The organism is Vibrio sp. V01_P9A10T6 (assembly GCF_963877065.1).
Classification (GTDB): domain Bacteria; phylum Pseudomonadota; class Gammaproteobacteria; order Enterobacterales; family Vibrionaceae; genus Vibrio; species Vibrio anguillarum.
This window is the reverse complement of sequence record NZ_CAWNTB010000056.1, coordinates 1-6,545: the sequence shown is the minus strand read 5'-3', so window position 1 is coordinate 6,545 and position 6,545 is coordinate 1. Positions and strand designations below refer to the sequence as shown.

Annotated in this window: 7 protein-coding genes and 1 pseudogene; 4 read left to right on the top strand and 4 right to left on the bottom strand. The window is 41.8% G+C overall.

Features of this window, described 5'->3' with window-relative positions; all coding sequences use genetic code 11:
- Nucleotides 1-109 precede the first annotated feature (109 nt).
- Nucleotides 110-1,042: a LysR family transcriptional regulator gene (locus AACQ21_RS03400; RefSeq protein WP_105976889.1), complete on the top strand. Its 933-nt coding sequence runs from the start codon at nucleotides 110-112 to the stop codon at nucleotides 1,040-1,042.
- A gap of 93 nt (nucleotides 1,043-1,135) precedes the next feature.
- Here AACQ21_RS03400 and mglC read toward each other — a convergent pair whose 3' ends face one another.
- From mglC to mglB, 3 genes are all read right to left on the bottom strand, one after another.
- The gene (gene mglC, locus AACQ21_RS03395) at nucleotides 1,136-2,143 is read right to left on the bottom strand and encodes a galactose/methyl galactoside ABC transporter permease MglC (protein WP_013856962.1); all 1,008 of its coding nucleotides are present in this window, start codon (nucleotides 2,141-2,143) and stop codon (nucleotides 1,136-1,138) included.
- A gap of 10 nt (nucleotides 2,144-2,153) precedes the next feature.
- Nucleotides 2,154-3,662: a galactose/methyl galactoside ABC transporter ATP-binding protein MglA gene (gene mglA / locus AACQ21_RS03390; RefSeq protein WP_105976888.1), complete on the bottom strand. Its 1,509-nt coding sequence runs from the start codon at nucleotides 3,660-3,662 to the stop codon at nucleotides 2,154-2,156.
- A gap of 137 nt (nucleotides 3,663-3,799) precedes the next feature.
- Nucleotides 3,800-4,774 (bottom strand): galactose/glucose ABC transporter substrate-binding protein MglB, encoded by a 975-nt coding sequence (mglB, locus tag AACQ21_RS03385; RefSeq protein WP_026027227.1) that lies wholly within the window; start codon nucleotides 4,772-4,774, stop codon nucleotides 3,800-3,802.
- Nucleotides 4,775-5,325: 551 nt separating this feature from the next.
- Here mglB and AACQ21_RS03380 point away from each other — a divergent pair.
- Both AACQ21_RS03380 and nqrM read left to right on the top strand, forming a co-directional pair.
- Complete coding sequence (locus tag AACQ21_RS03380; protein ID WP_258174210.1) at nucleotides 5,326-5,811, top strand: NifB/NifX family molybdenum-iron cluster-binding protein; 486 nt, start codon at nucleotides 5,326-5,328, stop codon at nucleotides 5,809-5,811.
- Nucleotides 5,811-6,014 (top strand): (Na+)-NQR maturation NqrM, encoded by a 204-nt coding sequence (gene nqrM, locus AACQ21_RS03375; RefSeq protein WP_013856966.1) that lies wholly within the window; start codon nucleotides 5,811-5,813, stop codon nucleotides 6,012-6,014. The genes AACQ21_RS03380 and nqrM overlap by 1 nt, the downstream gene beginning before the upstream one ends.
- Here the strand turns inward: nqrM and AACQ21_RS03370 are convergent.
- Nucleotides 6,011-6,289: a DUF134 domain-containing protein gene (locus tag AACQ21_RS03370; protein ID WP_026027228.1), complete on the bottom strand. Its 279-nt coding sequence runs from the start codon at nucleotides 6,287-6,289 to the stop codon at nucleotides 6,011-6,013. The genes nqrM and AACQ21_RS03370 overlap by 4 nt on opposite strands.
- 39 nt (nucleotides 6,290-6,328) lie before the next feature.
- Between AACQ21_RS03370 and AACQ21_RS03365 the strand changes: the two are divergent.
- Nucleotides 6,329-6,545 (top strand): annotated as a pseudogene (locus tag AACQ21_RS03365) (PaaI family thioesterase); the annotation flags it as partial.

Here is a 6,545-nt window from a genome sequence, read left to right as displayed (position 1 = left end):
GTATTGGGTTGTTATCCATAGGCTATAACAAAAGAATCACTAAATAATCTAGCTATAATTAAAAAGAGTATTTAGGATTACTTAACAATAACTGCGATATAGAATCTTAATGAACAAATTATTGAACATGGAGGTCTTTGTTGCCATTGTTGAGCAACAAGGGTTGGCGGCCGCCGCAAAAGCCATCAATATGTCCGCCGCTTCAGTCACACTAAAACTGCAAGAGCTTGAACGCCACTATGGCGTGAAATTGCTGCAAAGAACCACACGTAAAATTGCATTGACGGAAGCCGGCGAACGTTTCTATCCATTATGTTTACAAACCTTAGCCAACATCACTGAAGTCGAGTCTTCGCTATTCGCCGAGAAAACACACTTGGAAGGCAATATAAAAATTTCAGCACCCAAAGATCTCGGGCGACAACATTTGCTGCCACTGCTCGACTCCTTCTTAGCAAGACATCCTAAAATTGTGCCTCAGATTACCTTTAGTGACAGTGTGTTAGGGATATATGAAACAAAACTTGATTTGGTATTGCGTTACGGCACACTCAAAGATAGTCAATTGGTTTCCAGAAAATTAGCAACTAGTCGCCGCGTTCTTTGTGCCTCACCCGCATATTTAGCGTGTCATGGTCAACCGACGCACCCAGAGGATCTCAAACAGCATGCTTGCTTGGGTATGCTACGCAAAAGTGAATCATTAACGCGTTGGTCTTTTCTTAAAGGAGATGTCGTTCAAGATATTCTGATCAAACCATCACGTTTGTCTAATGATGGCGAAGTGATTCGCCAGTGGGCACTCGAAGGCGCAGGTATTGCACTCAAATCACAACTCGATATTCAACCCGACCTCAATGCTGGGAAACTCGTTCTTCTCTTGGAAGATTATCGGCAAAGTTTTAGTTCACACGCTCTGGCCACAGGATCGGACTTGCATCTGCTCTATCCCAATCGTGATCACCAACCGTCACGTATCAAAATATTGATCGAGGAGATTGTGCGCTATTTTGAAAAACGTACGCTTCCTAATGAGCAATAGCAAAAGAGCGCCGATAAAAGCGCTCTTTGTTTATTTTATTTCGACAATTTTCGGCGATTAAATGTCGAAAATTGTATTTTTGCTCTTAGGCGGCTATTTCTTATTCGCGTACTTCATTGAGTCCAACGCGACAGCGAAAATAATAATGCCGCCTTTAATGATGTACTGCCAGTAAGGGCTCACGCCAATGTAGGTCATACCATAGTTGATAACAGTGAAGATAAGCACACCCGTGACCACACCCGCAATACTTCCGACACCGCCAGCAAATGACACGCCACCCACAACACAGGCTGCAATCGCATCCAACTCGTACAGGAAGCCAAGGTTATTGGTCGCACTGCCGATACGGCCAGCTTCCAACATACCGCCAAACGCATAGAACACACCCGATAAAGCATACACTTTCAGTAGCGTCAGTGGCACATTAACACCAGAAACTTTTGCGGCTTCTGGGTTGCCACCGACCGCGAAAATATTCTTACCAAAAACGGTCTTATTCCACAAAATCCATGTAAAGATAATCGCGATAATGGCGTAGAAGGTTATGTACGAAAACCTAAAATCTCCAAATCGAATAAAACCTTGAGTGAATGAAGAGAAACGCTCATCAAAACCTGCAATTGGAGATGCACCCACCGAATCGTAGTAGAGAGAGTTAATCCCGTAGACGATAATCATGGTGCCTAATGTGGCGATAAACGGCGTTACTTTTAAATAAGCAACAATCACACCGTTCACTAAACCGATGATCGCGCCGATCGCGCACACACAAAGAATCACAGCCACAATCGGCACGTCACCAATGCTGGGGAATACTTTGTTGACGTTATCAATTGATTGTAAAAGTGTTGCAGAAATTACAGCGGCTAAACCCACTTGACGTCCAGCAGAAAGGTCGGTTCCTTGCGTTACAATCAGCCCCGCCACACCCAATGCAATAATAACGCGCACTGAAGATTGCGTTAATATATTACTAAAGTTGCGTAAACTTAAAAATGATGGCTCCTGAATAATAATAATTGCCAGAAGAATAAATAGAACCGCATAGATCGCACCTTCCTTTAGGTGCTTCATTGCAAATGTTTTAACTGAATCCATAATAATTTCCCTAGAGGTAACGAGAGGCCAGCTCTAATATTTCATTCTGTGAAGTGTCTTTAGTATTAACGATTCCCGCAGCTCGGCCATTACTCATCACCAAAATTCTATCGGTAATGCCTAACAACTCTGGCATTTCGGAAGAGATAATAATAATCCCTTTATTCTTTTTCGCTAATTCCAATATCAATTGATAAATTTCAAACTTTGCTCCGACATCAATACCCCGAGTCGGCTCATCAAGCATTAATATTTCTGGCTGAGTTAACAACCAACGGCCAATAATGACTTTCTGCTGATTACCACCAGACAAAGAACCGATTGATGTTTCATGAGAAGGTGTTTTTACACTCATGGAGTCAATTACCCACTGTGTATCACTCCTCATTTTTTTATTACTCAGTAAACCTAATTTGGTTTTGTATTCATCCACATTGGCAACCAAAGAGTTAAAGGTAATATCTAAATTACTGTAAATGCCGGTTGAACGACGCTCTTCTGTCACCAACGCAAAACCACTGTTGATCGCTTCATGTGCATCACGGTTTTTCATCTCTCGGCCATGTAAGATAATGTGGCCGTTACTACGCTCACGAACCCCAAAAATGGTTTCCACAATATCAGTGCGTCTTGAACCGACGAGCCCAGCCACACCTAAGATTTCACCTTCTCTGAGGTCAAACGAAATATCCTGAATAGAGGGTTGGTTCAGTGCTGTTAAATTTTTTATTTCGAGGATAACTTCTTTTGGCACATTGGTCTTTGTGGGAAAGCGCTGTGTTAATTCACGGCCAACCATCATCGAAATGATTTTGTCCATATCGAGCCCTTTCAACGGCCTCGTATCAACCCATTGACCATCACGCAAGATGGTTATCTCATCACAAATAGTAAATATTTCTTCCATTTTGTGAGAGATGTACACCACGCCACAGCCTTTTTCTTTCAACTTGTTAATGATAGTAAAAAGATGCGATACCTCTTTTTCAGTCAAAGAGGACGTGGGTTCATCCATGATCACAATGCGCGCGTTATAAGAAAACGCTTTCGCTATTTCGACCATCTGCCTTTGTGATACCGATAATTTAGCCACTTTAATTTTCGGGTCTATATCAATATCGAGTTCATCAAAGATTTCTTTGGTATCGCGATACATTTTATCGTGATCGACAAAGAGTCCTTTCTTTGGGTAACGCCCTAGCCAAATATTATCCATTACAGAACATTGTAATACTTGGTTAAGCTCTTGGTGGACCATGGAAACACCCGCTTCCAAAGCTTGCTTAGACGATTGAAAATTCACATGTTCGCCTAAAAATATAATATCACCTTCGTTTTTTTCATAAATCCCAAAAAGGCATTTTAATAGCGTCGACTTACCTGCACCATTCTCTCCCATTAACGCATGAATAGAGTGTGGTCGAACTTTCAAATTAACTTTATCTAATGCCTTAACCCCGGGAAACTCTTTACTCACTCCTGTCATTTCTAACAGAAATTCATGCTCTTGATTTACCATGGCATCACTTATTTATTCTTTGATTAATACCATTCAATATTAAATAAAATTTAATCAGCAATTATTTATTATTGATTGTATAAACACCCTATAAGTTAGGGAGTAAAGGGGGAATGACTTCCCCCTTGAACTTTAGGTTACTCGAGTGTCGATTTATCCACACCAACATAAGGAACACGAACAATCTTATTAGCCATTTCCCATTGAGTGCCTTCGGTAGCTGCTTTGCCGTTGGCTAAATTACGTGCAAGTTCAAATGTCGCTTTCGCTTGTGAATCTGCATCATTAAGCACAGTACCGGCCATATCGCCAGATTTAACTAATGCTAATGCTTCTGCTAACGCATCAACACCGAATACTGGTACTTTCGCACCCGCACCACGTAACGCTTCAATCGCACCCATCGCCATACCATCATTATTGGCAATCACGACTTCGATTTTGCTGCCGTTGGGGCCAGATAACCAAGCATCCATTTTATCTTTCGCCATGGCGGTATCCCACATACCAGTATCCATGTGTAGCTCTTCTGTTTTGATGCCATTTTCGTTAATGGTTTTCACAGAATAAGAAGTACGAGCTTCCGCATCTGGGTGACCTGGTTCGCCTTTCAGCATTACATACTGCAGTACACCGTCACCGTTTTTATCCCAAGCAGGATTGGCTTTCCAGTGTTGCGCAATGAGATCGCCTTGGATGATGCCCGACTCTTTTGAATCTGTACCCACATAATAGGCTTTGTCATATGAAGCGAGCGCTTTAGCACTCGGTTCTTTGTTGTAAAAAACGATAGGAACATCATCCATTTTCGCTTTTTGAATAATACTTGGTGCAGCTGCAGGGTCGACAAGGTTGATCGCCAGTGCTTTCACGCCACGAGCCAACATGACATCCACTTGGTCATTTTGCATTGATTGGCTGTTTTGTGAGTCATTCATCAAAACCTTGGTGTTGCCGTCATTATTTGCCTGTTTTTCAATCGCTTGGCGAACAACTGACATAAAGTTATCATCGTACTTATAAACGGTCACACCGATCGTTGTGTCAGCCATGACTTGAGTGCCGAAACTCATACCAGCCGCAAGCATGGCTAAAGTAGTTAACTTTCTCATTGAACAAGTCCTATTTGTTAGTGTTGTTATTACGTTGTGTAGGGGGAGAAACGTTAACTCTGAGAAACAGCAGTGAAAACGTTTACCTTTCAAAGTATAGTAGTAAAACAAACAATTAATGTGAACCAGTTAAAATTTCAGTTTTGAAATCGCATTTTCATGCAGTTTCTTGTGAATAGTTTGATAACTATTGCAAAACTAAGTAATCATACGTAACGCAATGTAACATCGAGACCTATTTCTCTTTTTAAAAGTGCGATCCACCACGAAAGAGATCATACCTCTCAAAACACCAAGTGTTAACGTTTACACTTGCGAGTTTCCAATATGCAATAGATTTAACTTTCATTTGACTGCTCACAAAGTGTAGATGAGGCTTGTTACATACGCCTGCAATTTATTCGCGTATTTTTACGCCATATCGGGTCTCGATTTACCAAACAGCACCACGACTTTTAATTAATGAACTCTTACATTGTCATTTTTATTATTAGCATATGCCAATAATAAGGTGTATTTTAAATACAAGAACCCGATAAACTTTAGGAGCCATGATGATTTATTCCATCCCTTGTGATCAAAACTCGCCTTTTAATCACTTTGCCAAAGCGCCTCAATTGATGATTGTGGACGATACCACCGCCACTAGCCAACGTATTGACGTTACGAAAACCGAGGGCAGTTGTGGCCACAAAAAACAGCTACTTGCACTGCTAAGAGAGAATAGAGTGGACGCTGTTATCGTCCGCAATATCGGACAAAATATGTTAGCAGCAATTTTAGAAAAGAAGATTGAGGTATATTACGCACCAAGAGGCAGCCAATTAACATCACTTCATCCAAACCATCTTCTGCCCGTCACCGACGTCTCTTTTGGCAAGCCTTCAGCCAATAAATCGAAGAAACGTTGTGCTAGTCAATGTGGATCGAAGAAAGTGGGTAAACATAACAAACTGGCACCCAGAATGCTGTCACCAACTACCATAGAAGCGTTGAAGAAAGTGCTGAAAGTAAAAGCGATTGTCGAGGGAAAATAATGACTTATGTTATAACCTTTGCGTTTTTTATTGGCATTATTGTCTTGATGGCGATCGGTGTTTTGTTTCGCCGCCGCTCGCTGCAAGGCAGTTGTGGTGGATTAGCAAATATCGATATTGAAAGAGAATGTAACTGCGTAGACGTTTGTGATGAGCATCAGAAGGTGTTGTATCAAATTCAAGAACCTGATCACGAGCGTTAGCGCTCAACCAACATCAACGCATGACCTTCCACCAAGCAAGTCGCGACTTTCGCTCTTGCTTGGTTAACGATATTACCAAAGGTTTGTCGCGATATGCCCATCTGCGTGGCCGCTTGCAATTGACTAAGCCCCTCTTTATCAGCCAAACGCAACGCTTCAAGTTCTTCTGGCAGTAAATCTACTGTGTTCAATTCAGATAATTTGACACCGTTGGGTTTGAAGCATGCATACGCCGCTTGACCACAAACACGACGAATTTTTTTGGGTCTTGCCATTTTCTTCTCCTAATCATTTAAAAACAGTTTGGTGAACTTATGAACATTCAACTTCCCATACAACATTGCCACTGCGCGGTGTGTTGTGCCCCGTTCTTTTCTGAAACGCACACACTGCAATTTAACCAAACAGAAACGGGGAGCGTATGCGCACAGATTGTAGCAACAGAAAAGATGCAAGGCTATCAAGGGGTCATGCAGGGTGGACTTATCAGCACCTTACATGACGCTGCCATGACGCATTGTCTGTTTGCAC